Here is a 24,732-nt window from a genome sequence, read left to right as displayed (position 1 = left end):
GAATGACCGTTTTTATAGTTTTGACCGAGCTCCGTCGAGAGGTGGCCGACGTTGGTAGGCGTTGCCTTAAAAAACAGCAAAAAAAATCCGGTGAGAATCTCACCGGACCGTTAGCCACCTGACACAAATTATTCCTCGTGCTCATGCTCTTTCAACATCGCCTCACGCAGCACAGCGTTCAGGCGTTTCTGATAGCCCTTGCCTGGCCGCTGAAGCCAGGCCAACACATCCGCATCGATTCGGATGGTTTTCGATACTTTCATCGGTTTATAAAAACGCCCCTGAACCGCAGCCTGCCACTTCTCCTCACCCAGGGCCGGGGCATCGGTATAATCGATATCCTCATCCGGCAGCGCGCTCAGTGAAGCAATTTGCGCTTTCTGCTCCTCCGTCAACGGAGGGAGTATGCTATGCGCCAGATTTTTGGCTGAATTTTTGCGCTTCATATCTTCCCCTCTCTTTGGCATCGGCCTTGCGTGCTGAAATGATGCGCACGATCTCTACTGTATCGCCTTCGACATCCGTTTCGGTCGTCGTATGTGCCACCAGCAGCAACAAACAGGAGCCGACCATACCGATCGTTTGCCAGCTTTCTTCTCCATCCTCAATCCTTTCCAGCACGGCCAAATGGTTGGGAGCCAGAAAAACCCGTTGCGCAATCTCAAAACTGACACGGTGTTTACGCTGGTTACTGTGATTTTTATCCTGATTCCATTCAAAATAAACATACATTTTTGTAACTACATTTTGATTGTTATTTAATCAAAATACACTCCGCACGGCGGGATGTCAAAACCCCTCATGCATTCAACGCCCGCCTGCGGCCTCGATAAAAGTGCCGGTCACGTAAGACGCGGCGTCAGACAGCAGCCAGGCGATCGCCTCCGCCACTTCCTGCGGTTGGCCGCCGCGCCGCATCGGCAAACTGTCCTTCACGCGATCCACCCGGCCGGGCTCGCCGCCGCTGGCATGCATCTCGGTATAGATGAATCCGGGCCGCACGCCGTTGACGCGGATGCCCTGCGCCGCCACCTCGCGCGCTAGCCCGATGGTCAGGGTATCGACGGCGCCTTTCGAGGCGGCGTAATCGACGTATTCCCCGGCAGCCCCCAACCGGGACGCCGCGGAAGAAACGTTGACGATGGCGCCGCCCTGGCCGCCATGGCGCAGCGCCATGCGCTTCACCGACTCGCGGCAACACAGGAAGTAGCCAGTAACGTTGGTGCCGAGCACCTGATTGATGCGCTCGGCGGTCAACTGCTCAATGTTCGCCTGCTGGAACAGAATGCCGGCATTGTTGACCAACGCACTGAGCGTGCCCAGCCGGGCGTCCAGCGCGGCGAACATCGCCATCACCTGCGCTTCGTCGGCCACATCGGCCTGCAGCGCCAGCGCCTTGCCGCCCTGCGCCTCGATTTCCGCCACCACCTGCCGCGCCGCGCTTTCGTCGCGCAGGTAATTCACGCCCACCGCATAACCCTGCCGGGCCAGCAATAACGCGGCCGCACGGCCAATTCCCCGGCTCGCGCCGGTCACCAATGCCACTTTCGTCATACTGTTTTTTTTCCTGATCGACAATGTCAAAATAACGTCCTGTGTACAGGCAATCTTATTGCCCCTCAGAGTATAGGTGTCGGCGGTGCCCTGAAAAGCGAACGCCGAAACAACGGCCTGCCTCCAGAGTTGAACCGTGCGATGCGGCAAACCGACAGCAGACTGGGAGCCGCTGGCCGACAAGATCGGCGCGCAGTTGCGCGTCACCGAAGGCCTCGACGATCGCGGCATCGGTTTTATTATCGATTTGCCGGAAAGTTACCGGCCACAGACTGAGAGTGAACAACGATCATGAGCGCCCCTGTCCTGCTGCAACGGCAGCAACTCGACCGACTATGGGATATTGACCGCAGCGAAATTATCGACACCCTGTATCGCCTGCAGGACGGTAAACTGCAAGCCTACCCGGACTACTACGACGTGCGCGGTTGGGATCCGCACGACCGGGAAACCTATACGCCGATCCACGAAGCCTGCTTCGATCGCGGCGGCGCGTTTTTCGCGCGCTTCGAAGGCGAGGAGATCGTGGCGGCGGCGGCGCTGGATACCGAGCCGCGCGGCCCGCAGCGGGATCTGCGCCAGCTGCTGTTCTTTTACGTCAGCGCGCACCAACGCGGCCAGGGGTTAGGCAAGCAGCTGTTCCAGCTCTGCCTGCGTCAGGCGGCGCAAGAAGGCGCCGCCGGGCTGTACGTCTCCTCCATCCCCAACAAAAGCACCGTAGACTTCTATCTGGCGCAAGGGTGCCGGCTCATCGAGCGCCCGGATGCCGAGCTGTTCGCCCGCGAGCCGGAGGATATTCACCTGGTCTGCCCTTGCCGCTAGCGGCAGGAACTTAGCGGGCGATGCGTATCACCGAACGCACGTCGCTTTTCTTGTTCAGATCCCATACCTCGGCGATCTCCGCCAGCGCGTGCTCCTGCGTCTCGATAGTGAGCGCGCCCGTCGCCGCCAGCGCCAGAATTTCGGTCGCATAGCGCTGCATCTCCGGGATCGGCGGGAAGTTGCCGGTGCCGCTGCCGAGGATCTGCAGCTGATTGCTGCGCAATACCGCCGCCGGCAGCCGGATGTCCGGCGCGGCCATCGAGCCGACGTTGACCAGGCGAATGCCGCGCCCGCCGGCGTAAGACGAGAGATCGTGATTATTGAGCGTCGCGAGCAGCGCTTCGGTCGCCGGGCCCCAGATATAATCGACGATCACCTGATAACCGCCCGGCCCCGCCGCCGCCGCGAAGGCCTGCGTCAGCGCCTCGCCCTGCAGGCTCAGATCCACCGTGGCATCCACGCCCAACGCTTCCAGCACGCTCAGCCGACGGCCGGCGGCAACGATGCGCCCGGCTCCCGCCTGACGCGCCGCGGCGACCGCCAGTTTTCCCGAAGTGCCGGTAGCGCCGATGATCAGCACCGTTTCACCGGGCTGCAGATCCGCTCGCCAGCGCAGCGGCAGCCAGGCGGCGAAGGCGGGATTGATCAGCGCCGCCGCCGTGGCGTCGTCCACCGCCTCCGGCACCGGCACCGTCCATGACGCGACGCTGCGCTCAGCCATCGCGCCGTAAGGGCGGCGGAAGGAGGCGAAATACACCCGTTGCCCGTCGGCCGTCCGGCCCACGCCGTCGGTGCCGGGTACGATCGGCAACTGCTTGGGGCTGGAGTAATGGGTGCCGGCGACGGTGGCGCGATCCAGCTGTTTGATGCCGGCCGCCAGAACGTCGATCGGCACTTCATTCGCCTGCGCCTGAGGCTCCTCAAAGGTGCCGAAAACCGGGGCTTGCCCCAGCGCTGTTACGATTGCCGCTTGCATGGTGACTCCTCAAATCGTGGGAACGTACGGGAAAGAATAGGCCGCAATAAAATAAAAAGGGACACCGCATGATGCGGTGTCCCCCGAACACAAACTTTGCCGAACGTGTTATTCGTAGTCGCTCATCGGCACGCAAGAGCAGAACAGGTTACGGTCGCCGTACACGTCATCCAGACGCTTAACGCTCGGCCAGTACTTGTTCTCGCGCACGCCGGCCACCGGGAACACCGCCAGCTCACGGCTGTACGGATGCTGCCAGTCGTTAACCAGCTCAGCCTGCACGTGCGGCGCATTCACCAGCGGGTTGTCTTCCAGCGGCCATTCGCCTTTGGCGACGCGGTCGATCTCGCTGCGGATCGCCAGCATCGCATCGATAAAGCGATCCAGCTCCACTTTGCTTTCCGACTCGGTCGGCTCGACCATCAGCGTGCCCGCCACCGGGAACGACATGGTCGGCGCGTGGAAGCCGAAGTCGATCAGGCGCTTGGCGATGTCCATTTCGCTGATGCCGGTCTCTTCCTTCAGCGGACGAATATCGAGGATACATTCGTGCGCCACGCGGTGATCGCGGCCGGTATACAGAATCGGATAGGCGTCTTTCAGGCGGGTAGCGATGTAGTTGGCGTTCAGGATCGCCATCTGGCTGGCCTGCTTCAGGCCTTCCGCGCCCATCATGCGGATGTACATCCAGCTGATAGGCAGGATGGAGGCGCTGCCGAACGGCGCCGCGGAGACCGCGCCCTGCTGGGTGGTTACGCCGTCGATCTGCACGACGCTGTGGCCCGGCACAAACGGCGCCAGGTGCGCTTTCACGCCGATCGGGCCCATGCCCGGGCCGCCGCCGCCGTGCGGGATGCAGAAGGTTTTATGCAGGTTGAGGTGCGAAACGTCCGCGCCGATATAGCCTGGCGTGGTGATGCCCACCTGGGCGTTCATGTTGGCGCCGTCCAGATACACCTGGCCGCCGAACTGATGCACGATCTGGCACACTTCGCGGATGGTTTCTTCATACACGCCGTGGGTCGACGGGTAGGTCACCATGATGCAAGAGAGCTCTTCGCCCGCCTGCTCCGCCTTGACGCGCAGATCGTGCAGATCGATGTTGCCGTTCTTGTCGCAGGCGACCACCACCACGCTCATGCCCGCCATCTGGGCGGATGCCGGGTTGGTGCCGTGCGCGGAGCTCGGGATGAGGCAGACGTGGCGGCCCGCTTCGTTGCGGCTTTCGTGGTAGCGGCGGATCGCCAGCAGGCCGGCGTATTCGCCCTGCGCGCCGGAGTTCGGCTGCATGCACACCGCGTCATAGCCGGTCAGCTGCACCAGCCACTGAGACAGTTGGCCGATCATCTGCTGGTAGCCGGCAGCCTGCTCCGGCGGGCAGAACGGGTGCAGCTCGGAGAATTCAGGCCAGGTGATCGGGATCATTTCCGCCGCGGCGTTCAATTTCATGGTGCAAGAGCCCAGCGGGATCATCGCCTGGTTCAGCGCCAGATCCTTGCGCTCCAGGCGATGCATGTAACGCATCATCTCGGTTTCGCTGTGATAGCGGTTGAATACCGGGTGGGTCAGGATCGGATCCTGGCGCAACATGGCGGCCGGGATCGACTGACTGCTCTTGCTCACCGCCGCGTCCAGCGCGTCGATGTCCAGGCCGTGGTTGTCGCCGGCCAGCAGTGCGAACAGCGTCTGCACGTCTTCGCGCGAGGTGGCTTCGTCCAGCGTGATGCCTACGGCGCCGTGGATATCGGTACGCAGGTTGATGCCGAAGCTCAGCGCGCGTTCCAGCACCGCCGCTTTGTCTTTCACTTCAACGGTCAGGGTGTCGAACCAGGTGTTGTGGCGCAGCGTCAGGCCGGCCTTCTGCAGCCCGGCGGCCAGAATGTCGGTCAGGCGATGGATACGCCCGGCGATGCGCTGCAGCCCCTGTGGGCCATGGTACACCGCGTACAGGCTGGCGATGTTGGCCAGCAGCACCTGCGAGGTACAGATATTCGAGTTGGCCTTTTCGCGGCGGATATGCTGCTCGCGGGTCTGCATCGCCATGCGCAGCGCGGTGTTGCCGGCAGCATCGCGGGAAACGCCGATGATGCGGCCCGGCATCGAGCGCTTGAACTCGTCGCGGCAGGCGAAGAAGGCGGCGTGCGGGCCGCCGTAGCCCATCGGCACGCCGAAGCGCTGCGCTGAGCCGAACACCACGTCGGCGCCCTGCTTGCCCGGCGCGGTCAGCAGCACCAGGGCCATAATGTCGGCGGCCACGCTGGTGATGATTTTGCGCGATTTCAGTTCGGCCAGCAGCGCGCTGTAGTCGTGCAGCTCGCCGGTGGTGCCCACCTGTTGCAGCAGCACGCCGAACACGCCGTCCAGCTCCAGCACTTTTTCCGCTTTATCGACGATGACGTCGAAGCCGAAGGTTTCGGCGCGGGTACGCACCACGTCCAGCGTCTGCGGATGCACGTCGTCAGCCACGAAGAAGCGGTTGGCGTCTTTCAGCTTGCTGGCGCGTTTGGCCAAGGCCATCGCTTCGGCGGCGGCGGTAGCTTCATCCAGCAGCGAAGCGGAAGCCAGATCCAGGCCGGTCAGATCGAGGGTCACGGTCTGGAAGTTCAGCAGCGCTTCCAGACGGCCCTGCGACACTTCCGGCTGATAAGGGGTGTAAGCGGTGTACCAGCCCGGATTTTCCAGCATGTTGCGCAGGATCACCGGCGGCGTCAGCACGGCGCTGTAGCCCATGCCGATATAGGATTTGTAGCGCTGATTCTGCGAGGCGATCGCCTTCAGCTCAGCCAGCGCCTGGTGTTCGGTCGCCGCGTCGCCGACCGGCGGCGGCCCCGGCAGCTGAATGTCCGCCGGCACGATCTGTTGGATCAGCGCGCTGAGCGAGCGAGCGCCCACCGCTGCCAGCAACTCCTGGCGTTGTTCCGCAGAAGAGCCGATGTGGCGTTCGATGAACGCTTCGCTGTGTTCGAGTTGGCTGAGTGTCTGGGTCATTGCTACAAATTCCTGAATGCTTGCGTGATACGGGATATAGCTTGAGCGGTAACTAAAACGCCCCGGCCAAAAGGCCTGGGACGTGGTCACTATTACTCGTCGATCGAGGCCTGATAAGCCGCGGCGTCCAGCAGGTTCGCCAGCTCACCTTCGTCGGCGGCTTTAATCTGGAACAGGAAGCCGTCACCGTAAGGTTCGCTGTTGACCAGCTCCGGGGAGCTTTCCAGCTCGCCGTTCACCGCCACGATTTCGCCGCTGATTGGCGCGTAAATGTCCGACGCCGCCTTGACGGACTCCGCCACGGCGCAATCTTCACCGGCGGCGACGCGGCGGCCCACTTCCGGCAGATCGACAAACACCATATCGCCCAGCAGTTCCTGCGCGTGTTCGGTGATGCCTACGGTGTAAACGCTGTTACCTTCTGAACGAACCCACTCGTGGGAGGATGCGTATTTCAATTCTGTTGGCACATTGCTCATAGCCGGTTACTCCTTCGAAGAAATAATTTCCCGTCGTCTTTCACACTGCTGCGTTGTTGGCTGCGTACGTTCACCTCGGTCACTTACCGCAGTAAGCTCCCGAGGACTCGCGCACTTGCCGCCTAGCCGCAGCGCGAAATCCCTAGGGAAGAATCAATAAAAATCAATTTGTCAGCGGCTTGCCGGCGCGAACGAAACCGGGCTTGGTCACTTTGACCGGCATTTCACGGTTGCGGATCTGCACGATGGCCTGCTCGCCGATGCCCGCCGGCACGCGCGCCAGCGCGATGCTGAAGCCCAGCGTCGGAGAGAACGAACCGCTGGTGATCACGCCTTCGTGGGTTTGCCCCGCCGCGTCGGTGAAACGCACCGGCAGCTCATTACGTAATACGCCTTTTTCCGTCATGATCAAGCCGACCAGTTGCTCGGTGCCCTGCTCGCGCTGTTGTTCCAGCGCTTCACGGCCGATGAAACGGCGATCTTCCGGCTGCCAGGCGATGGTCCAGCCCATGTTGGCGGCCAGCGGCGAAACGCCTTCGTCCATCTCTTGCCCGTAGAGGTTCATGCCCGCTTCCAGACGCAGCGTGTCGCGCGCGCCCAGACCGGCCGGCTTGACGCCCGCGGCCAGCAATTTTTGCCAGAAATCCGCCGCCTGCGCTTTCGGCAGCGCGATCTCATAGCCGGCCTCGCCGGTGTAACCGGTGGTGGCGATGAACAGCTCGCCGGCCTGTACGCCGAAGAATGGCTTCATGCCTTCAACCGCGCTTTTTTGTTCCGGGGTGAACAGCGTGCCGGCGCGCTCTTTGGCTTGCGGGCCCTGCACCGCGATCAGCGCCAGATCGTCGCGCACCGTCAGCGCAACGCCATACGGCGCGGCGTGCTCTTCAATCCAGGCCAGGTCTTTGTCGCGGGTGGCGGAGTTCACCACCAGGCGGAAATAGTCTTCAGTGAGGAAATAAACGATCAGGTCGTCAATCACGCCGCCGGAGGCATTCAGCATGCCGGTGTACAGCGCTTTGCCGGGTTGGGTCAGTTTGGCGACGTCGTTCGCCAGCAGGTAGCGCAGGAACTCGCGGGTGCGGGCGCCGTGCAGATCCACAATGGTCATGTGAGACACGTCGAACATGCCGGCATCCTGACGCACCGCGTGGTGCTCATCAAGCTGCGAGCCGTAGTGCAGCGGCATCATCCAGCCGTGAAAGTCTACCATGCGCGCACCGCACGCCACGTGCTGGTCGTACAGTGGGGTTTGCTTTGCCATCTTTTCCCTCTTTCCACTCGTCGCTAGAAGTTAGGGTGCTGCCACGCAATGCGGCGGAGCCTGGCTCGCGGCCCGATCGCCATGGCGCACTGACTGCTCAACACAAATGCTGCGCCGGGACGGGCGGAAACTGCGTGCAACCGCCGTGACGCAAACGATACCTTTCCCTCGAACTTATCACCGAACGACCACATTAACCATAAGTTAAAATAGGCTCATCGCCGTTCCGGGGCGGTAAAATGCCGGGCTAGTGTGCAGAGTTTTTCACTGGAAAAATGCGCTTTAAGGCACAAAATTAACAATTAAAGCGGCAAAACTCCGAAGTTATATAACAAACCGACGGCCGCACATGAGATTCCGACTTTTGATAACCGAACATGGAATTAGAAAAAGTAATGATAAAAAGCGGCTGAAATTAGATTATTTCAAATGAAGGGTTATATAAGGAAAGACGATGGCATAAGGCAAGAAGCGCGAGCCCGCGGAGGGCTCGCAGAAGGCAGGATGTCAGGCAAGCCACTCGGGCAGATCGTTCAGGCCCATCGCCTGACGCACCAGCTTCGGCTTGACGCCCGGCAGGCTGTCCGCCAGCCGTAGGCCCACGTCGCGCAGCAGCTTTTTGGCCGGGTGGTTGCCGTCGAACAATTCGCGGAATCCCTGCATGCTGGCCAGCATTACCGCCGCGCCATGTTTGCGGCGGCGCTCATAGCGGCGCAGATAGAGGTGCTGGCCGATATCCTTGCCCTGCCGCTGCAGGCGGCGCAGTTCGGAAATCAGCTCGGCGGCGTCCATAAAGCCCAGGTTCACACCCTGCCCGGCCAACGGATGCACGGTATGCGCCGCATCGCCCACCAGCGCCAGGCGGTGCGCGGCGAAACTGCGCGCATAGCGGCCGGTCAGCGGGAACGCCAGCCGTTCGCTTTCCAGGCTGCAAGCCCCCAGGCGCATGTCGAAGGCCATCGCCAGTTCGCGGTTGAACTGCGCCGGTTCCAGCTGCTTGAGCCGCTCGGCGTCTTCCGGCGTCACCGACCAGACGATGGAGCTCAAATGCGGATCGCTGAACGGCAGGAACGCCAGAATGCCGTCGCCGTGGAAAATTTGCCGCGCCGTCGCCTGATGCGGCTCTTCGGTGCGAATGGTGGCGACCAGCGCATGGTGGCGGTAATCCCAGAAGGTAAGCGGAATGTCGGCGTGCTGGCGCAGCCACGACTGGGCGCCGTCGGCGCCGATCATTAGGCGGGCGGTCAGCATGCGGCCGTCCTCCAGCGTGACGAAAGCGTCGTTCTCGCCCCACGCCACCTGTTTGAGCGCGGCCGGGGTAATCAGCGTGATGTCCGACAGGCTTTCGGCGCGTTTCCACAGCGCCTGCTGGATCACCGAGTTTTCGATGATGTGGCCAAGATGGCTGAAGCCGCACTCGTCGCCGCGGAAGGCGATTTTGCCAAAGCTGTCGCGATCCCACACTTCCATCGCGTTGTAGGCGCTGGCGCGCAGCTGGAGAATGTCGTCCCACACGCCGATGTGCTGCAGCAAACGCTCGCTGGCGGCATTGATGGCGGAGACCCGCAGCGCAGGCTGCTCCGACGGCGGCGCCATGTCCGGCTGGCGCTGCTCCAGCACCGCCACGCGCAGCCCGCTGCCCTGCAGGCCGCAGGCCAACGCCAGCCCCACCATACCGCCACCGGCGATAATCACGTCAAATGATTGCATGCTGCTCGATTTCCTTAAATAACGCGCGACGCCTTGCCGCGCCGCGTTTTGGGCGCGCCACAGGGCGCCCGATTCTGTGTCTAACGTTCCACCCAGCCCAGCGTGCGCTTGGCGAAGGCGTCGCGCACCGCCGGCAAACGCTCCATCGCCATCAGCCCCAGGTTGCGGCCGACCACCAGCGGGGCATAACGGTTGGCGAACAGGCGGATCAATCCGTCGGTCACGCCGATCGTCGCCTGCTGATCGTTTTGCCGCCGCTGCTGATAGCGGCTCAGCAGCGCATAACCACCGGCGTCTTCGCCGCTGTTCATCGCTTCTGCCAGCGTTTCCGCCAGCGACATCACGTCGCGCAGACCGAGGTTGAACCCCTGCCCGGCGATCGGATGCAGCGTCTGCGCCGCGTTGCCCACCAGCGCCAGACGATGGCTGACATGCCGATCGGCGGTCAGCAGGCTGAGCGGATAGCTGTGCCGTTTACCGGCCTTGAGGATGCGCCCCAGCCGCCAGCCGAAGGCCTGTTGCAGCTCGGCGATAAAACGCTCGTCGTCCCAGGCATCCACCCGGGCGCGATCTTCGCGCGCATGGCACCACACCAGCGAACTGCGCCCCTGCGACATCGGCAGCAGCGCCAGCGGCCCGTAGCGGGTAAAGCGCTCGAAGGCGCGCCCCTGCGGATCTTCCGCCGTGGTGACGTTGGCGATGGTGGCGAACTGCGGATAGTCCTCCTGCCGCCACTGCACGTTGCAGGCCTGCGCCAGCGCCGAACGCGAACCGTCGGCCGCCACCAGCAGTTGCCCGCACAGGCGCAGACCGGTATCCAGTTGTACTTCCGCCCGCTCTGCGGTGCGAATCACGTCTACCACCCGCGCGGGGCAGTGCAGCGTAACGCCCGGCGCCTTCGCCAGCAGCGCGAACAGCCGCTGCCCGGCGTCATGCAGTTCGATCACCTGGCCGAGCGCATCGACCTGATAATCCTGCGCCTGCAGATTCACGAAACCGGCGTGGCCGCGATCGCTGACGTGCACCTGAGCGATCGGCGTAGCGCAGTCGCGCAGCGCCGGCCAAACGCCGATGCGCGCCAGCTGTTGGCAAGTGCCCTGCGCCAGTGCGATGGCGCGGGCGTCAAAGCCCGGATGGCTGCGGTCATCCGGCCGAGTCGCCTCGACCAGATCCACCGCCATTCTTCCCTGAGTAAGCGACGAGATAGCCAGCGCCAGCGTCGCGCCCGCCATACCGCCACCAACGATAATTACGCTCATTTTATGACCTTGTCGCCGCCATCAACGCTTCGATGGCATCGGCGTCTTTCACCACGGTAGCGGTCAGGTTTTCATTGCCGTCGGCGGTGATCACGATGTCGTCCTCGATGCGGATGCCGATGCCGCGGTATTCCGCCGGCACGTCCGCATCCGGCGCAATGTACAGCCCCGGTTCCACGGTCAGTACCATGCCCGGCTCCAGCAGCCGATCGCGGCTCGGCGTGCCGTAGTGGCCGACGTCGTGCACGTCGAGGCCCAGCCAGTGGCTCAGCCCGTGCATGAAGAACTGCCGGTGCGCCTGCTCGGCGATCAACTGATCGACTTCACCTTTCAATACGCCCAGTTCCACCAGCCCGACCACCATGATGCGCACCACTTCGTCGTTGACTTCGCGGATGCTGGTGCCGGGTTTAAACAGTTCCAAAGCGCGCAGCAGCGACGCCAGCACGATGTCGTACACCGCGCGCTGCGGCTTGCTGAACTTGCCGTTGACCGGGAAGGTGCGGGTGATGTCGCCGGCATACCCCTGGTACTCACAACCGGCGTCGATCAGCACCAGATCGCCGTCGCGCATCTGGCTCTCGTTCTCGGTGTAGTGCAGGATACAGCCGTTTTCGCCGCTGCCGACGATGGTGTTGTAAGACGGGTAGCGGGCGCCGAGGCGGGTGAATTCATGGTGAATTTCCGCTTCCAGCTGGTATTCGAACATGCCCGGGCGGCATTTTTCCATCGCGCGGGTGTGCGCCAGCGCGCTGATCTCACCGGCGCGACGCATCACCGCCAGCTCTTCCGGCGATTTGAACAGGCGCATGTCATGCAGCCACGGCCGCCAGTCGGTAACGGTGGTCGGCGCCTGCAGATTCTGGCGGAACCCCTTGCGCAGCTTGTCCAGCGCGCCGAACAGGATCTGATCGGCGTAGGCGTATTCACCCTGCGCGTGGTAAACCACGTCCAGGCCGTTGAGCAGCAGGTGCAGCTGGTCATTGATTTCATCGAACGGCAGCGCGCGATCCACGCCCAGCTTCGCCGGCGCGGCGTCTTGCCCCAGGCGGCGGCCAAACCAGATTTCCGCCGTCAGATCGCGCACCCGGTTGAACAGCACGCTGTGGTTGTGCGTGTCGTCGCTTTTGATCAGCACCAGCACCGCTTCCGGCTCATTGAAGCCGGTCAGGTACCAAAAGTCGCTGTTCTGCCGATAGGGATAGTCTGAATCTGCACTGCGCGTCGTTTCCGGCGCAGAGAAAATAACCGCCGCGCTGGCCGGCGCCATTTTCGCCAACAGCGCCTGACGGCGGTTGTTGAATTCCTGCTGAGTCATTACCTTCTCCTGAAATCATGCCATCCGCATCGCCGGCGGAGGGCCGATAGGACGTTTAGTGCAACGTCGGTTTGATGTTTTCCGGCGCCGTTGGCTTGTGACGGGTGAATTCGCCGTAGCACATGATGGCGGCAACCCGCACATACTCCGCCACTTCTTCCAGCGACTGCTCCAATTCTTCCTGATCTTCGTCTTCGTCGTAGCCCAGCTGCGCGATGTTGCGCAGATCGTCGATCGCTTCACCGACTTCGTCTTTCACCTGGGCCAGCTTGGGCTGCATCATGCCCAGCCCGAGCAGGAAGTGGTTGACCCAACCGGCCAGCGCGTCGGCGCGATCGAACACGCTGACGGCTTCCCCTTCCGGCAACATCAGTTGGAACAGGAATTCGTCGTCTTCCAGCGTTTCGCGCGTCACTTCATACAGCTGTTGCAGCGGTTGGCTGAGCGCCTGCGGGAAGGCGACGCCTTCGTTGGTCAGATCGTGCACCAGCGCCTGCCAGCCGGCATCACGGCTGCCGCCGCACAGCAGGCCGCTGATCAGGCCGTGCATTTCTGCCGCGGTCAGCGCCACCGACTGCTGGTTGAGGGCCACGGTCAAAGATTGGTAACTTGGAAATGTATTCTGTATAGACATGCGCATTCGTCATCGTTGGCAGGATAAGTTCGTGTTATGCTACCACCAAGGTCCGTCGCTATACCAGATAAGCGCGACACCTCAGTGGCTAGTTATAATCGCGATGTGGCAGGTTTCACACTGCGCCGGCGGGTGACGAAAGTGCGGTAAATACGCATTTTGAAACCCTTTTTTGACTGGCAATGTGCGCCACAGTAGATTACAACCAGGTACTGAAAAAGGGGTTGTATCTTGGTACCGAGGTATATATAGTGGCGCCCGCTTTGACGGCCCGGCCAGGGCGGACAAGGCTGGCGCGAAATTTAGGCAGGAAGGTGGCATGTCTGCACAACCGGTAGATATTCAAATTTTTGGCCGCTCGTTAAGAGTCAATTGCCCGCCAGAACAACAAGATGCGTTGAATATGGCGGCGGACGATCTTAACCAACGGTTGCAAGATCTTAAAGTTCGCACTAGAGTCTCCAATACTGAGCAACTGGTTTTCATCGCGGCATTGAACGTCTGTCACGAACTTGCTCAAGAACGGTTGAAAACCCGTGACTATGCGTCCAATATGGAACAACGCATACGGATGCTGCAGCAGACCATTGAACAAGCGTTGCTTGAACAAGGTCGCATCTCTGAACGTCAGGATGCACAATTCGAATAACTTAAGTTGTTGAAATCACAGTTTCGGCAACGAGTACAAAATTTCTCTGAGATGTTCGCCAGCGGGCCAGTCCCCTGAGCCGATATTTAGTACAAACAGAATGTGTTGCTCCGCGATCGGTGAGCACGCTCGGTGCGCCGAGAAGCCTTAAGATTGCGACGGCACGTTCACCTTGAACCATGGGTTCAAGGGTTACAGCCTGCGACGGCATCTCGGAGATTCCCCTTCTCAGCGGTTTATGTGTGCCGAACGCCACACTGAGCAAGCCTGATACGATGCCTTTTCAACCCCAATTCGCGCAGCAGCGCCAAGCCATTCGTCAACTCATACGCCAACGTCGGCGCGAGCTTACGCCGGGCCAGCAACGCTTTGCCGCAGACAAGATAGCCGAGCGCCTCGTCGCGCATACGCACATTAAGGCGGCGCACAGCATCGCGGTATTCCTGTCGTTTGACGGTGAACTCGACACCGGGCCGCTGATCGAGCAACTGTGGACGCTCGGCAAACGGGTTTACCTGCCGGTGCTGCACCCGTTCAGCCCTGGCCACCTGCTGTTCCTGCGTTATGCGCCGGAAACGCCGCTGGTGCGCAATCGCTTCAATATTCTCGAACCGCGCCTCGATGTGCGCCAGGTGCTGCCGCTGGGCGAGCTGGACGTCGTGCTGACGCCGCTGGTGGCGTTCGATCATACCGGGCAGCGTCTGGGCATGGGCGGCGGCTTTTACGATCGCACCCTGCAAAACTGGCGCAGCGGCGGCCCCTATCCTATCGGCCTGGCCCATGATTGCCAGCAGGTGGAGCGCCTGCCGATCGAGCACTGGGATATCCCGCTGCCGGAAATTCTCACCCCGCTCTGCAGCTGGGCGTGGCACGAGCCCAAATAGCAAAAGGCCGGATCGCTCCGGCCTTTTTCGTTGCGGCGAGCCGCCGAATCAGAACAGCAGACGGGCGCGAATGGTGCCGTCGATGGCCTTCATGCGCTGCAGCGCGGCGTCGGCACGCGCGGTTTCCGCTTCAATGTCGATCACCACGTAGCCAATTTCCGGCCCGGTTTGCAGATACTGTGCGGCGATGTTAACCCCCTCTTCGGCGAAGATCTGGTTAATCTGCGTCAGCACGCCCGGGCGGTTTTCGTGGATGTGCAGCAGGCGGCTGGCGTTCGGGCCATGCGCCGGCAGCGACACTTCCGGGAAGTTGACGGCGGACAGGGTCGACCCGTTGTCGGAGTATTTCGCCAGCTTGCCGGCCACTTCGTCGCCGATATTCTCCTGCGCTTCCTGGGTGGAGCCGCCGATGTGCGGCGTCAGCAGCACGTTGTCGAACTCACACAGCGGCGAGTTGAACGGATCGCTGTTGGTCGCCGGTTCTTCCGGGAAGACGTCGATCGCCGCGCCCGCCAGGTGATTGCTGGCCAGCGCGTCGCACAGCGCGGGAATATCCACCACGGTGCCGCGCGAGGCGTTGATCAGAATGGCGCCCGGTTTCATCAGCGCCAGCTCTTCCGCCCCCATCATGTTCTTGGTGGCCAGCGTTTCCGGCACGTGCAGCGTCACCACGTCGCTCATATTGAGCAGATCGGACAGATGACGCACCTGCTGCGCGTTACCTAACGGCAGCTTGTTCTCGATGTCGTAGAAGAACACCTTCATGCCCAGCCCTTCGGCCAGAATGCCCAGCTGGGTGCCGATGTGGCCGTAGCCGATGATGCCCAGCTTTTTGCCGCGCGCCTCGTAGGAGCCCACGGCCAGTTTGTGCCACACGCCGCGGTGCGCCTTGGCGTTGGCGGCCGGAATGCCGCGCAGCATCAACAGCAGCTCGCCCAGCACCATTTCGGCCACGGATCGGGTATTGGAGAACGGGGCGTTAAAGACCGGAATACCGCGCTTGGTCGCCGCTTTCAGATCAACCTGGTTGGTGCCGATGCAGAAGCAGCCCACAGCCACCAGTTTTTCTGCGGCGGCGAACACCTCTTCGGTCAGATGCGTACGCGATCGGATGCCGACGAAGTGCGCATCGCGGATGGATGCCTTCAGCGATTCGGTGTCTAACGCACCCTTATGGTATTCGATGTTGGTATAACCGGCGGCACGTAAATTATCGACCGTGCTCTGATGAACCCCTTCCACCAACAGGAATTTAATCCTGTCTTTCTCCAATGATACTTTTGCCATTTACCCGACCCTATGTTCAGACTTCAGAAGCGGCTGTGACGACACAGCTCCCATCCAACATAACAAAAATAACGCGGGCGGCAATACAAACGATTGCCTGCCCGGCAGGACAAGGCGCAGCGTTGATGGCGGTTTACGGCAGAAAATGCCATAGGGAAAGTTTTCGGCAGAAGCTTTGGGGAGTCAGTTTTCACAATGTGACATAAGTCACCAAATTTGCCGTTTTTCAGAAAAGATATTTTAACCGAAGAATTATGCGGCCCGGCACTACCGGGCCACAAACGGCGGAGGTTTATTTGACCACTTTCACGCCTTCCGGGGTGCCGACCAGCGCCACGTCCGCGCCGCGGTTGGCGAACAGCCCCACGGTCACCACGCCGGCGATGCCGTTGATCTTGTTCTCCAGCGCGATGGCGTCGGTGATGCTCAGGTTATGCACATCGAGGATCACGTTGCCGTTGTCGGTCACCACGTTTTGGCGATACTCCGGCAGGCCGCCGAGTTTCACCAGCTCACGCGCCACGTAAGAGCGAGCCATCGGGATCACTTCCACCGGCAGCGGGAACTTGCCCAGCACGTCCACTTGCTTGCTGGCGTCGACGATGCAGATAAATTTCTTGGCGATGGCGGCGATGATCTTCTCGCGCGTCAGCGCCGCGCCGCCGCCTTTGATCATCTGCATATGGCCGTTGATTTCGTCCGCGCCGTCCACATAAATATCGAGCGAGTCCACTTCATTGCTGTCGAACACATGGATGCCGAGGCTTTTCAGCTTGGCGGTGGAGGCGTCGGAGCTCGATACCGCGCCTTCGATCTGGTGCTTGATGGAGCCCAGCGCGTCAATAAAGTGGGCGGCGGTAGAACCGGTGCCGACCCCGACGATGGTGCCCGGCGTCACGTATTCCAGCGCTGCCCAGCCCACCGCTTTTTTCAGTTCATCCTGCGTCATAATATGTCCCTTGCCTCTGTACGAAAACGTGTGCGTATTATAGGGTAAAACGCTGTTTTTCACGCCGGCAGGATCACACTTATTTGCCGCAGCCCGCATTTTTAGCCGCTTAGCGGCGAGACGGGGGCATGATTTTTCCACCTGCGCCGCGCGCAAAATGTGGCATAGTGCCGGTATCATTCTAATTTAAGGGATATCTTTCCGATGAAACGCCCAGACTATCGTACGCTGCAAGCGCTGGACGCGGTGATCCGTGAGCGCGGCTTCGAGCGCGCCGCTCAAAAACTCTGCATCACGCAATCGGCGGTATCCCAACGCATCAAACAGCTGGAAAACCTGTTCGGCCAACCGCTGCTGGTCCGTACCGTGCCGCCGCGCCCGACCGAACAAGGGCAAAAGCTGCTGGCGCTGTTGCATCAGGTGGAATTGCTGGAAGAAGAGTGGCTGGGCAACGACACCGGTGTCGATACGCCGCTGCTGCTGTCGCTGGCGGTCAACGCCGACAGTCTGGCAACCTGGCTGCTGCCGGCGCTGAAGCCGGTGCTGGCGGATTCCCCCATTCGCCTGAATCTGCAGGTGGAAGATGAAACCCGCACCCAGGAGCGGCTGCGCCGCGGTGAGGTGGTGGGCGCGGTGAGTATTCAGCCGCAGCCGCTGCCGAGCTGCATGGTGGATCGGCTGGGAGCGCTGGATTACCTGTTCGTGGCCTCCAGCGCCTTCGCCGAGCGCTATTTCCCGAGCGGCGTCACCCGCTCCGCGCTGCTGAAAGCGCCGGCGGTGGCCTTCGACCATCTCGACGACATGCATCAGGCATTCCTGCAGCAGAACTTCGATCTGTCGCCGGGCAGCGTGCCCTGCCATATCGTGAACTCGTCGGAAGCCTTCGTGCAGCTGGCGCGTCAGGGCACCACCTGCTGTATGATCCCGCATCTGCAGATAGAAAAGGAGCTGGCTTCCGGTGAGCTGATCGATCTGACGCCGGGGCTGTATCAGCGCCGCATGCTGTACTGGCACCGCTTCGCGCCGGAAAGCCGCATGATGCGCAAAGTGACCGACGCGCTGCTGGAACACGGCCACCAGGTGCTGCGCCAGGATTAAAACGAAAAAAGGTTCGCCGCGGCGAACCTTTCTTCAATACGAACACCTTACTGCGCGGCGTTGCGCTGCAGCTCGAACACCACATCCACCTGATCGTCGAAGTGAATGCTTTGCTGCTCATAGGTTTGCGCCGCGTCGCTTTCCGCCGCCGCACCGGCCGCCTTATACATCCGCGCCACCGGCATCGGCTGGTAGTTGGCGACCCGGTAGCGAATGCTGTACACCGGCCCCAGCTTGGCGTGGAAACCTTTGGCCAGGGATTCGGCCTGCTGAGTCGCGTTCTCGATCGCTTTTTGCCGCGCCTGCTCGCGATACACGTCCGGCTTGGCGACGCCCAGCTCCACCGCGCGGATCTCGTTCAGGCCGGATTTCAGCGCGCCGTCCAGCAGCTCGTTCAGCTTGTCCAACTGACGCAGGGTCACCTGCACCTGACGCACCGCCCGGTAGCCCTTCAGCACCGACTCGCCGGTTTTCAGGTAGTCGTACTCCGGCTGGGTGCGCAGGTTGGCGGCGCTGATGTCTTTCTTCTCGATGTTATTTTTCTGCAGGAAATCAAAGTACTGCGCTACGCGCTCGTCCACCTGCTTCTTCGCCTGGGCGGCGTCTTTGGAGGAAACACTCACTTCGATCGCCAGGGTGGCGATATCCGGCGTGGCGTCCACGCTGGCGGTGCCGGAGGTGACGACGTGCGGCCCTTCAGGCACTTCAGCCGCCTGCAGCGCCATCGGTAACGTCCCTAATCCGACCATTGCGGCCATAGCCAATGCTTTTAGCTTCACAGTGTCTCCTTAATGACAGGCTGTCTCTGATCGCCGGCTTTTCCCTGTGAGAACCGCCGGATTCCTGGCATCAAACGTAGCATATCGCGCGGCGTTTTGAATTCGGATTAGTGGCAAATTCTTATAAATTTGCCCCCTGCCAGGCCAGCTGCAGCGCGATGCCCCACATCACCAGCCCGACCAGCGCGTTGATGATGCGCTGCGCCCGCTGGGTGTTCAGCCACGGCGCCAGCCAGGAGGCCAGCAGCGCCAGCCCGAAGAACCACACCGCCGACGCGCTGACCGCGCCGAGCGCGAACCAGGAGCGCACGTCCGCCGTCAGCTGCCCGCCCAGGCTGCCGAGCACCACAAAGGTATCCAGATAAACGTGCGGGTTCAGCCAGGTAACCGCCAGCATGGTGACCACGAGGCGCCAGCGGCTCTGCGCCAGCTCCTGCGCCGCGGCCTGCGCCGGTTGCGGGCTGAAGGCGGAACGGAACGCGCCCCAGCCGTACCACAGCAGAAACGCCACCCCGCCCCAGGTGACCAGCGCCAGCAGCAGCGGCGAGCGGGTCAGCAACGCGCTGCCGCCGAAAATACCGGCGCAGATCAGCACGATATCGCTCAACGCGCACAGCGAGGCGATCATCAAATGATACTGGCGGCGAATGCCCTGATTCATCACGAATACGTTCTGCGGGCCCAGCGGCAGGATCATGGCGGCGCTCAGGGCAAAACCCTGCAGGAAGACGGCTAACATGGGAGATTCCTCGAATGATAAAAGGCGCCGGACGAGGGCGCGTATCGGTCAACACGCGCATCATACGAGGAAGCGATCATTAGGTGAAATTGATGTTTCTAATCCAGTATCAGAGATGCTAATGCTTAAATGAGCGCGCCGCCAGATTCGCCCATCGGCGAAAAATTCGCTATCATCCGCACCCACCTTCCAGCCGGCCGCCCAATGTCTACTGTCACCGATACCTTTATCGCCCCGCCATGCCATGACCAAATAGAGATCCTCTATCAGGACGATCATCTGGCGCTGATCAATAAGCCGGCCGGGCTGCTCAGCCTGTCGGGCAAGAATCCGCAGAATCTCGATTCGGTACACCATCGGCTGGTACAGATCTTCCCCGGCTGCACCCTGGTGCACCGCCTGGATTTCGGCACGTCCGGCTTGATGGTGGTGGCCCGCAACAAGGCCGCCAACGCCGCACTCTGCCGGCAGTTCAGCGAGCGCACCGTCGGCAAAGTGTACAGCGCGCTGCTGTGCGGCCATCTGGCGGATAACGAAGGGGTAATAGACGCGGCGATCGCCAAAGATCCGGCGCTGTTCCCGCTGATGTCGATTTGCGCCCTCCACGGCAAGCCCGCCCGCTCCCGCTATCGGGTCGTCGAGCGCTTTTATCGTGAAGCGGAGGGCGGGATCTCGCTGCCGCTGACGCGGGTGCAGCTCATCCCGGAGACCGGGCGCACCCACCAGCTGCGTATTCACAGCCGGCAGTTGGGCCACCCTATTTTAGGCTGCGATCTGTATGGCGGGCGACTGCTGCCGGGTACCGAACAGACGCCGCGGCTGATGCTGCACGCCAGCGAGCTGGACTTTGTGCACCCCATTAGCGGGGAGCGGATCGCCGCTCGTCACGCCGCGCCGTTCTGAACGCGGCTTACCACATCAAATCGTCGGGCACTTTAAAGTCGGCGTACGGATCGTCTTCATCCTGTTCTTCCTGACTCAGCGCGCTGTGCAGCACAATGCTGGCCGCATCGCGCTGCGCGATTTTATCGGCGACGCTCGCGGGGATAATCGCGTATTCACACTCTTCCCGGTTCTCGACCACCAGGCGTGCAATGGCGAGGCGGCCATTGATCAGCTGGGTTTGCGTCGCCTTATCCACCAGGATTTTCTTGATCAGGTTACCGTCGGTGAAGTTGAAACCGATATCGCCTTTCGCCAGAACGATGCGGTTCATCTCGATCAGCTGCTTCACCTGCGCCTTGTACTCTTTGGACAGCGCGGCCTGCTTTTGCTGCTCGTTCAGCTGCTTATCGCGCTCAAGCTGCGCCTTTTTATTCTCTTCCACCGCCTCTCTGGCCTCGCGGGCCTGAACGCGTGATTTTTTAGCCGTTCTTTGGACTTTGGCCATTTTCTTGCTGGTTACCAAGCCCGCTTTGAGCATCTGCTCTTGTAAGGTGAGTTTTGTCATATTCGTGTCTGAAGCCGTGGGATCATGGGGGGATTATACCCGTAATTTTTCAGGCTGCACCAGGTTGCCGGCCCGGTACGTTAGCGGTTTGCGCCGCAGGGCGACGGCGGCCAACCGGTCCGAACGCCAGATCATGAATAGCGCTCATGTGGTAATGAAATTAAGTCTCTTTCACTCCCACCGGGACTCTGGCAAAAATAGACCTCATTAACGACAGACAATATGAAATCGGCTGAATAAAAAAAGAGAAAAACAACCCATTGAAAGAAATGGATAAATCCAGCCTTCATATCATATAACAGGATGCTATAAGACGATGAATAGAGACTTTGCCTTTACGATTAAGAGCAGTTCTTTCGATGAAGATTATAACCCTTCTGAAAGTACGCGTATCACCACCAACTTCGCCAATTTGGCCAGAGGGGAAAACCGCCGGGAGAACCTGCGCAACACGCTGGTGATGATTAACAATCGCTTCAATTCGTTGGCGCATTGGGATAACCCCAAGGCCGACCGCTATTCGGTTGAGCTTGACATCATTTCGGTGGAGATGCGCGTTGAAGATCAGGGCGCCAGCTTCCCGGTGATCGAAATCCTGAAAACCAACATCATCGATAAAAAAACGCAAAAGCGAATTGAGGGCATCGTCGGGAACAATTTCTCGTCTTACGTGCGCGATTATGACTTTAGCGTCTTGCTGCCGGCGCACAATAAAAACACGGCGGAATTCACTATCCCGAATGATTTCGGCGATTTGCACGGCAATATCTTTAAGCACTTCGTCAATTCAAACGAATACCATGAGAATTTCAGCAAACCGCCGGTGATCTGCCTCAGCGTGTCCAGCAAAGACACCTATCATCGGACGGGCAATCAACATCCGGTGTTGGGCGACGAGTATCGGCAAGACGGCGCTTCGCTGACCGACCGGTATTTTAAAAAAATGGGCCTGCAGGTGCGCTATTTCATGCCGAAAAATAGCGTCGCGCCCCTGGCGTTTTATTTCCCCGGGGATTTGCTGAGCGATTACACCGATCTGGAGCTGATCGGCACCATCAGCACGATGGAGACCTTCCAAAAAATCTATCGGCCTGAAATTTACAATGCCAACTCGGCGGCGGGGCAATGCTATCAGCCAAGCCTGAATAACCAGGACTATTCATTAACCAAGATTGTTTACGATCGCGAAGAGCGTAGCCAGTTAGCGATTGAGCAGGGGAAATTTACGGAAGAGCAATTTATCAAACCCTACAAGCCCATTCTTGAGCAATGGTCTGCTCACTACGCGCTTTGATTCACTTAAATACAGGTCATCTATTATGAAAATATTGCTCCCTACCTCGACCGCCGGCAGCTTGCCCAAACCTTCCTGGCTGGCCCAACCGGAAACCCTGTGGTCGCCCTGGAAATTGCAAAATGAAGAATTAATCGAAGGGAAACAGGATGCCCTGCGTTTGTCGCTGGCTGAACAACAACAGGCCGGCATCGATATCGTCAGCGATGGCGAGCAAACGCGCCAGCATTTCGTCACGACGTTCATCGAGCACCTCAGCGGCGTCGATTTCGAGAAACGCGAAGTGGTTAAAATCCGCAATCGCTATGAGGCGAGCGTGCCGAGCGTCGTGGGTGCGGTGGCGCGCCAAAAGCCCGTTTTCGTTGAAGACGCCAAATTTTTACGCCAGCTGACCAAGCAGCCGATTAAATGGGCCCTGCCGGGGCCGATGACCATGATCGACACGCTTTATGACAACCACTATAAAAGCCGCGAGAAATTGGCCTGGGAGTTCGCCAAGATCCTCAATCAGGAAGCCAAAGAGCTCGAGGCCGCCGGCGTCGACATTATTCAGTTTGATGAGCCCGCATTTAACGTGTTCTTTGACGAGGTGAATGACTGGGGCATCGCCGCCCTGGAAAGGGCCGTTGAAGGGCTTAAGTGTGAAACGGCGGTGCATATCTGCTATGGATACGGCATTAAGGCCAATACCGACTGGAAAAAGACGCTGGGCTCAGAGTGGCGGCAATATGAAGAGGCGTTTCCCAAGCTGCAAACGTCTACCATCGATATTATCTCGCTGGAGTGCCATAACTCGCACGTCCCGATGGATCTGCTGGAACTGATTCGCGGCAAAAAAGTGATGGTTGGCGCCATTGATGTGGCGAATCATACCGTTGAGACGCCGGAGGAAGTGGCCGCTACGCTGCGCAAAGCGCTGCAGTTTGTCGATGCCGACAAGCTCTATCCGTCGACCAACTGCGGCATGGCTCCCCTGCCTCGTCAGGTCGCCAGCGGCAAGCTGAATGCCTTGAGTGCCGGCGCCGAGATCGTGCGCCGAGAACTGCTGGCCAAATAATCGCGCCATCGCCCGCCGCAGTACCCTCCTGCGGCGGGCGATGATCATCGACTCCCCCTCCCCGCAACGCCCCCGCTCTGGTGTATACTCGGATTTCTACGCGATGCCAGCCACAGCGGCCTGAACGGCCCCTCAGCCAGCCCACACCAGCTTAATAACAGTGGAACCCTCATGAGCCCAGATACCGCTCGCATCAGCGAAATTATCGATCGCGCCAGGATCTCGCCTTATCAAATCCTCATCCTCACCCTGTGTTTCCTGATCGCCCTGCTGGACGGGTTCGATACCGCCATCATCGGCTATATCGCCCCGGCACTGCGCGAAGAGTGGGGCCTGCAGCCCTCGCAGCTCTCCCCCGCCTTCGGCGCGGGGTTGTTCGGCCTGCTGATCGGCAGCCTGCTGTTCGGGCCGATCGCCGACGCCATCGGCCGCAAACGCGTGCTGCTCGTCGCGGTGCTGGTGTTTGGCGGCTGCACCCTGGCTTCGGCCTATACGCATTCGATCGAATCCCTGACCCTGTTGCGCTTCATCACCGGCATTGGCCTCGGGGGTGCGATACCGACCTGCATCACCCTCAGCTCGGAGTACTCACCGGCGCGCCGCCGCATGCTGATGGTCACCCTGAGCTGGAGCGGCTTTACCGCCGGGCTGGCCCTGGGCGGCCTGCTGGCCGGGCAGATCATCCCGGCGTTCGGCTGGCGCGGCGTGCTGCTGGTCGGCGGCATCGCGCCATTGGCGCTGCTGCCGCTGCTGGCCTGGCAGATGCCCGAATCGGTGCGCTTTATGGCCGCCAGCGCCAGGCATGCCGATCGGCTGCGCCGGGTGGTCGAGCGTATCACCGGCCAACGTTGGACGGGGATAACCATTGTCGATGACGAGCGCCCGGCGCAGGCCAAGTCGCCAATCTCGCACCTGTTTATCGAAGGACGCGCCGTGCGCACCCTGCTGCTGTGGGCGGCGTTCTTCTGCTCGCTGTTCGTGTTCTACCTGCTCACCAGTTGGCTGCCGACGATACTTAAAGACGCCGGTTACGATATCGTCCACGCCTCGCGCATCGGGGCGATGGTGCCGCTCGGCGGCACCCTGGGCGCCATCCTGATGGCGCTGCTGATGGACCGGATCGGGCCCTACCGCGTGCTGGCCGTCTCCTACCTGGGCGCCGCGCTGGTGATCGGCGCGACCGGGTATCTGATGGGCGACGTCTACACGCTGGCCGCCGTCGTGTTCCTGATAGGCTTCGGCGTGGCCGGCGCGCAGAACGGCCTGAATCTGGTTTCCGCCACCCTTTATCCGACCGCGGCCCGCGTCACCGGCGTCAGCTGGGCCATGGCCAATGGCCGCTTCGGCTCGATCGTCGGCTCGATGCTCGGCGCCTGGATGATGACCGCCGCCGGCTCGGCGGAAGTGTTCTTCCTCTGGCTGGCGCTGCCGGCGCTGCTGGGCGCGGGCGCCATCTTCCTGCTCTATCGCCTCAGCCTGCGCCGCCGCGCGCCGCTCGCCAAGCCGGTCGCCGGCGCCTGAACTCGCGGAAAAGAAAAGGCCGAG

General features: G+C 60.8%; 25 protein-coding genes and 1 other RNA gene. 10 read left to right on the top strand and 16 right to left on the bottom strand.

Annotated elements, in window-relative coordinates; all coding sequences use genetic code 11:
* Positions 1 to 128: 128 nt before the first annotated feature.
* From ACJ8HN_RS21315 to ACJ8HN_RS21305, 3 genes are all read right to left on the bottom strand, one after another.
* Complete coding sequence (locus ACJ8HN_RS21315; protein ID WP_442523912.1) at positions 129 to 446, bottom strand: BrnA antitoxin family protein; 318 nt, start codon at positions 444 to 446, stop codon at positions 129 to 131.
* On the bottom strand, positions 409 to 732 hold the full coding sequence (locus ACJ8HN_RS21310) for a BrnT family toxin (RefSeq protein ID WP_442523911.1): 324 nt from the start codon (positions 730 to 732) through the stop codon (positions 409 to 411). The genes ACJ8HN_RS21315 and ACJ8HN_RS21310 overlap by 38 nt, the downstream gene beginning before the upstream one ends.
* Positions 733 to 807: 75 nt before the next feature.
* Positions 808 to 1,554, bottom strand: a complete 747-nt coding sequence (locus tag ACJ8HN_RS21305) for an SDR family oxidoreductase (RefSeq protein WP_041036574.1) — start codon at positions 1,552 to 1,554, stop codon at positions 808 to 810.
* Positions 1,555 to 1,690: 136 nt separating this feature from the next.
* Here ACJ8HN_RS21305 and ACJ8HN_RS21300 point away from each other — a divergent pair, with 136 nt between their 5' ends.
* Both ACJ8HN_RS21300 and ACJ8HN_RS21295 read left to right on the top strand, forming a co-directional pair.
* Positions 1,691 to 1,849 (top strand): hypothetical protein, encoded by a 159-nt coding sequence (locus ACJ8HN_RS21300; protein WP_154231761.1) that lies wholly within the window; start codon positions 1,691 to 1,693, stop codon positions 1,847 to 1,849.
* A complete protein-coding gene (locus ACJ8HN_RS21295; RefSeq protein ID WP_033649436.1) occupies positions 1,846 to 2,376 on the top strand; it encodes a GNAT family N-acetyltransferase in 531 nt (176 codons plus the stop codon). Before ACJ8HN_RS21300 ends, ACJ8HN_RS21295 begins: the two co-directional genes overlap by 4 nt.
* A gap of 10 nt (positions 2,377 to 2,386) precedes the next feature.
* Here ACJ8HN_RS21295 and ACJ8HN_RS21290 read toward each other — a convergent pair whose 3' ends face one another.
* The 8 genes from ACJ8HN_RS21290 to ACJ8HN_RS21255 all read right to left on the bottom strand — a co-directional run bounded on the left by ACJ8HN_RS21290 (position 2,387) and on the right by ACJ8HN_RS21255 (position 13,001).
* Entirely contained in the window at positions 2,387 to 3,352 is a 966-nt protein-coding gene (locus ACJ8HN_RS21290) for a quinone oxidoreductase family protein (RefSeq protein WP_047570626.1), read from the bottom strand.
* 108 nt (positions 3,353 to 3,460) lie between these two features.
* Complete coding sequence (gene gcvP / locus ACJ8HN_RS21285; protein ID WP_033635855.1) at positions 3,461 to 6,340, bottom strand: aminomethyl-transferring glycine dehydrogenase; 2,880 nt, start codon at positions 6,338 to 6,340, stop codon at positions 3,461 to 3,463.
* A 92-nt stretch (positions 6,341 to 6,432) separates the two neighbouring features.
* Positions 6,433 to 6,819 (bottom strand): glycine cleavage system protein GcvH, encoded by a 387-nt coding sequence (gcvH, locus tag ACJ8HN_RS21280; RefSeq protein WP_442523910.1) that lies wholly within the window; start codon positions 6,817 to 6,819, stop codon positions 6,433 to 6,435.
* A gap of 163 nt (positions 6,820 to 6,982) precedes the next feature.
* Positions 6,983 to 8,080 carry a glycine cleavage system aminomethyltransferase GcvT gene (gene gcvT, locus ACJ8HN_RS21275; RefSeq protein ID WP_049232314.1) on the bottom strand — a complete coding sequence of 366 codons (1,098 nt, stop codon included), beginning with the start codon at positions 8,078 to 8,080 and terminating at the stop codon, positions 6,983 to 6,985.
* A 507-nt stretch (positions 8,081 to 8,587) separates the two neighbouring features.
* Entirely contained in the window at positions 8,588 to 9,790 is a 1,203-nt protein-coding gene (gene ubiI / locus ACJ8HN_RS21270) for an FAD-dependent 2-octaprenylphenol hydroxylase (protein ID WP_060422110.1), read from the bottom strand.
* Positions 9,791 to 9,870: 80 nt separating this feature from the next.
* On the bottom strand, positions 9,871 to 11,049 hold the full coding sequence (gene ubiH, locus ACJ8HN_RS21265) for a 2-octaprenyl-6-methoxyphenyl hydroxylase (protein ID WP_309252868.1): 1,179 nt from the start codon (positions 11,047 to 11,049) through the stop codon (positions 9,871 to 9,873).
* A 1-nt stretch (position 11,050) separates the two neighbouring features.
* On the bottom strand, positions 11,051 to 12,367 hold the full coding sequence (gene pepP, locus ACJ8HN_RS21260; RefSeq protein WP_442523909.1) for a Xaa-Pro aminopeptidase: 1,317 nt from the start codon (positions 12,365 to 12,367) through the stop codon (positions 11,051 to 11,053).
* A 55-nt stretch (positions 12,368 to 12,422) separates the two neighbouring features.
* A complete protein-coding gene (locus ACJ8HN_RS21255) occupies positions 12,423 to 13,001 on the bottom strand; it encodes a YecA/YgfB family protein (RefSeq protein WP_033635861.1) in 579 nt (192 codons plus the stop codon).
* Between the two features lie 319 nt (positions 13,002 to 13,320).
* Here ACJ8HN_RS21255 and zapA point away from each other — a divergent pair, with 319 nt between their 5' ends.
* The 3 genes from zapA to ACJ8HN_RS21240 all read left to right on the top strand — a co-directional run bounded on the left by zapA (position 13,321) and on the right by ACJ8HN_RS21240 (position 14,534).
* A complete protein-coding gene (gene zapA, locus ACJ8HN_RS21250; RefSeq protein ID WP_004931621.1) occupies positions 13,321 to 13,650 on the top strand; it encodes a cell division protein ZapA in 330 nt (109 codons plus the stop codon).
* A gap of 40 nt (positions 13,651 to 13,690) precedes the next feature.
* A non-coding RNA gene (ssrS, locus tag ACJ8HN_RS21245) (6S RNA) lies at positions 13,691 to 13,873 on the top strand.
* A 52-nt stretch (positions 13,874 to 13,925) separates the two neighbouring features.
* The gene (locus tag ACJ8HN_RS21240) at positions 13,926 to 14,534 is read left to right on the top strand and encodes a 5-formyltetrahydrofolate cyclo-ligase (RefSeq protein ID WP_033638575.1); all 609 of its coding nucleotides are present in this window, start codon (positions 13,926 to 13,928) and stop codon (positions 14,532 to 14,534) included.
* Positions 14,535 to 14,582: 48 nt separating this feature from the next.
* Here ACJ8HN_RS21240 and serA read toward each other — a convergent pair whose 3' ends face one another.
* Both serA and rpiA read right to left on the bottom strand, forming a co-directional pair.
* Positions 14,583 to 15,821, bottom strand: coding sequence for a phosphoglycerate dehydrogenase (serA, locus tag ACJ8HN_RS21235; RefSeq protein ID WP_025304156.1), 1,239 nt, complete (start codon positions 15,819 to 15,821; stop codon positions 14,583 to 14,585).
* Between the two features lie 292 nt (positions 15,822 to 16,113).
* A complete protein-coding gene (gene rpiA, locus ACJ8HN_RS21230; protein ID WP_025304157.1) occupies positions 16,114 to 16,770 on the bottom strand; it encodes a ribose-5-phosphate isomerase RpiA in 657 nt (218 codons plus the stop codon).
* Between the two features lie 204 nt (positions 16,771 to 16,974).
* Between rpiA and ACJ8HN_RS21225 the strand changes: the two genes are divergently transcribed.
* On the top strand, positions 16,975 to 17,868 hold the full coding sequence (locus ACJ8HN_RS21225; RefSeq protein ID WP_342170435.1) for a LysR family transcriptional regulator ArgP: 894 nt from the start codon (positions 16,975 to 16,977) through the stop codon (positions 17,866 to 17,868).
* Between the two features lie 47 nt (positions 17,869 to 17,915).
* Here ACJ8HN_RS21225 and ACJ8HN_RS21220 read toward each other — a convergent pair whose 3' ends face one another.
* Both ACJ8HN_RS21220 and argO read right to left on the bottom strand, forming a co-directional pair.
* On the bottom strand, positions 17,916 to 18,647 hold the full coding sequence (locus ACJ8HN_RS21220; protein WP_025160209.1) for an oxidative stress defense protein: 732 nt from the start codon (positions 18,645 to 18,647) through the stop codon (positions 17,916 to 17,918).
* A 121-nt stretch (positions 18,648 to 18,768) separates the two neighbouring features.
* A complete protein-coding gene (argO, locus tag ACJ8HN_RS21215; protein ID WP_025304159.1) occupies positions 18,769 to 19,386 on the bottom strand; it encodes an arginine exporter ArgO in 618 nt (205 codons plus the stop codon).
* Positions 19,387 to 19,590: 204 nt separating this feature from the next.
* Between argO and ACJ8HN_RS21210 the strand changes: the two genes are divergently transcribed.
* Positions 19,591 to 20,289 carry an RluA family pseudouridine synthase gene (locus ACJ8HN_RS21210; protein WP_060388356.1) on the top strand — a complete coding sequence of 233 codons (699 nt, stop codon included), beginning with the start codon at positions 19,591 to 19,593 and terminating at the stop codon, positions 20,287 to 20,289.
* Between the two features lie 7 nt (positions 20,290 to 20,296).
* Here the strand turns inward: ACJ8HN_RS21210 and ACJ8HN_RS21205 are convergent, their stop codons facing one another.
* Complete coding sequence (locus tag ACJ8HN_RS21205; protein WP_033635867.1) at positions 20,297 to 20,836, bottom strand: DUF2058 domain-containing protein; 540 nt, start codon at positions 20,834 to 20,836, stop codon at positions 20,297 to 20,299.
* A gap of 316 nt (positions 20,837 to 21,152) precedes the next feature.
* On the opposite strand from ACJ8HN_RS21205, the gene ACJ8HN_RS21200 reads away from it, so the two are divergent.
* From ACJ8HN_RS21200 to ACJ8HN_RS21190, 3 genes are all read left to right on the top strand, one after another.
* A complete protein-coding gene (locus ACJ8HN_RS21200) occupies positions 21,153 to 22,130 on the top strand; it encodes a DUF1852 domain-containing protein (RefSeq protein ID WP_033635868.1) in 978 nt (325 codons plus the stop codon).
* A 25-nt stretch (positions 22,131 to 22,155) separates the two neighbouring features.
* Positions 22,156 to 23,187 (top strand): methionine synthase, encoded by a 1,032-nt coding sequence (locus tag ACJ8HN_RS21195; RefSeq protein WP_033649411.1) that lies wholly within the window; start codon positions 22,156 to 22,158, stop codon positions 23,185 to 23,187.
* A 171-nt stretch (positions 23,188 to 23,358) separates the two neighbouring features.
* The gene (locus ACJ8HN_RS21190) at positions 23,359 to 24,708 is read left to right on the top strand and encodes an MFS transporter (protein WP_060452492.1); all 1,350 of its coding nucleotides are present in this window, start codon (positions 23,359 to 23,361) and stop codon (positions 24,706 to 24,708) included.
* Positions 24,709 to 24,732: the final 24 nt, after the last annotated feature.

Source organism: Serratia sp. CY29653 (assembly GCF_052169255.1).
Taxonomy (GTDB): domain Bacteria; phylum Pseudomonadota; class Gammaproteobacteria; order Enterobacterales; family Enterobacteriaceae; genus Serratia; species Serratia sarumanii.
Note: the sequence above shows the minus strand (reverse complement) of the source record. Positions and strands in the feature narration are given on the sequence as shown.

What these genes read in the sequence shown, in the direction of transcription:
- ACJ8HN_RS21225 (WP_342170435.1), top strand. Translation starts at nt 16,975, where the DNA reads ATGAAACGCCCAGACTATCGTACGCTGCAAGCGCTGGACGCGGTGATC.
- ACJ8HN_RS21240 (WP_033638575.1), top strand. Translation starts at nt 13,926, where the DNA reads ATGCCTTTTCAACCCCAATTCGCGCAGCAGCGCCAAGCCATTCGTCAA.
- ACJ8HN_RS21210 (WP_060388356.1), top strand. Translation starts at nt 19,591, where the DNA reads ATGTCTACTGTCACCGATACCTTTATCGCCCCGCCATGCCATGACCAA.
- ubiI (WP_060422110.1), bottom strand. Translation starts at nt 9,790, where the DNA reads ATGCAATCATTTGACGTGATTATCGCCGGTGGCGGTATGGTGGGGCTG.
- gcvP (WP_033635855.1), bottom strand. Translation starts at nt 6,340, where the DNA reads ATGACCCAGACACTCAGCCAACTCGAACACAGCGAAGCGTTCATCGAA.
- ACJ8HN_RS21305 (WP_041036574.1), bottom strand. Translation starts at nt 1,554, where the DNA reads ATGACGAAAGTGGCATTGGTGACCGGCGCGAGCCGGGGAATTGGCCGT.
- ACJ8HN_RS21205 (WP_033635867.1), bottom strand. Translation starts at nt 20,836, where the DNA reads ATGACAAAACTCACCTTACAAGAGCAGATGCTCAAAGCGGGCTTGGTA.
- ACJ8HN_RS21195 (WP_033649411.1), top strand. Translation starts at nt 22,156, where the DNA reads ATGAAAATATTGCTCCCTACCTCGACCGCCGGCAGCTTGCCCAAACCT.
- ACJ8HN_RS21295 (WP_033649436.1), top strand. Translation starts at nt 1,846, where the DNA reads ATGAGCGCCCCTGTCCTGCTGCAACGGCAGCAACTCGACCGACTATGG.
- ACJ8HN_RS21200 (WP_033635868.1), top strand. Translation starts at nt 21,153, where the DNA reads ATGAATAGAGACTTTGCCTTTACGATTAAGAGCAGTTCTTTCGATGAA.
- pepP (WP_442523909.1), bottom strand. Translation starts at nt 12,367, where the DNA reads ATGACTCAGCAGGAATTCAACAACCGCCGTCAGGCGCTGTTGGCGAAA.
- rpiA (WP_025304157.1), bottom strand. Translation starts at nt 16,770, where the DNA reads ATGACGCAGGATGAACTGAAAAAAGCGGTGGGCTGGGCAGCGCTGGAA.
- serA (WP_025304156.1), bottom strand. Translation starts at nt 15,821, where the DNA reads ATGGCAAAAGTATCATTGGAGAAAGACAGGATTAAATTCCTGTTGGTG.
- ubiH (WP_309252868.1), bottom strand. Translation starts at nt 11,049, where the DNA reads ATGAGCGTAATTATCGTTGGTGGCGGTATGGCGGGCGCGACGCTGGCG.
- argO (WP_025304159.1), bottom strand. Translation starts at nt 19,386, where the DNA reads ATGTTAGCCGTCTTCCTGCAGGGTTTTGCCCTGAGCGCCGCCATGATC.
- gcvH (WP_442523910.1), bottom strand. Translation starts at nt 6,819, where the DNA reads ATGAGCAATGTGCCAACAGAATTGAAATACGCATCCTCCCACGAGTGG.
- gcvT (WP_049232314.1), bottom strand. Translation starts at nt 8,080, where the DNA reads ATGGCAAAGCAAACCCCACTGTACGACCAGCACGTGGCGTGCGGTGCG.
- ACJ8HN_RS21310 (WP_442523911.1), bottom strand. Translation starts at nt 732, where the DNA reads ATGTATGTTTATTTTGAATGGAATCAGGATAAAAATCACAGTAACCAG.
- ACJ8HN_RS21255 (WP_033635861.1), bottom strand. Translation starts at nt 13,001, where the DNA reads ATGTCTATACAGAATACATTTCCAAGTTACCAATCTTTGACCGTGGCC.
- ACJ8HN_RS21190 (WP_060452492.1), top strand. Translation starts at nt 23,359, where the DNA reads ATGAGCCCAGATACCGCTCGCATCAGCGAAATTATCGATCGCGCCAGG.
- zapA (WP_004931621.1), top strand. Translation starts at nt 13,321, where the DNA reads ATGTCTGCACAACCGGTAGATATTCAAATTTTTGGCCGCTCGTTAAGA.
- ACJ8HN_RS21290 (WP_047570626.1), bottom strand. Translation starts at nt 3,352, where the DNA reads ATGCAAGCGGCAATCGTAACAGCGCTGGGGCAAGCCCCGGTTTTCGGC.
- ACJ8HN_RS21315 (WP_442523912.1), bottom strand. Translation starts at nt 446, where the DNA reads ATGAAGCGCAAAAATTCAGCCAAAAATCTGGCGCATAGCATACTCCCT.